Annotated in this window: 1 pseudogene; it reads right to left on the bottom strand. The window is 59.3% G+C overall.

Annotated features, from left to right (window positions below):
- A pseudogene (locus DRW39_RS22115) lies at positions 1-307 on the bottom strand (hypothetical protein); the annotation flags it as partial.

Genomic DNA, 307 nt, shown 5'->3' with positions numbered 1-307 from the left:
TCCCGTACAGTTCCCCCATTCGCCGATGGTGAAAGCGCTGCCGGTGTAACAGCGTGGTCAATAGGACCTCTACTTCCCCGGTGGGTAGTTCTACGCGCACCAGGCGTAATTCCAGCGGGTGGCGTTCCTCGGGGCGTAAGCCGAGCTGACGCAGCGTACGTAAGGCCCGCCCCAGCAAATGGACTTTGATGATCCGGTCAGCTTCTCCGCTGCGTACAAAGTCCACTACCTGCGGACTCATGGTGATAGATAAGCGAATGATGCAGTCGGAACCGTGGCGGCGGTGCAGGAATGGCAGACCATAGCC

Source organism: Lewinella sp. IMCC34191, assembly GCF_003390935.1.
Classification (GTDB): domain Bacteria; phylum Bacteroidota; class Bacteroidia; order Chitinophagales; family Saprospiraceae; genus Neolewinella.
Note: the sequence above shows the minus strand (reverse complement) of the source record. Positions and strands in the feature narration are given on the sequence as shown.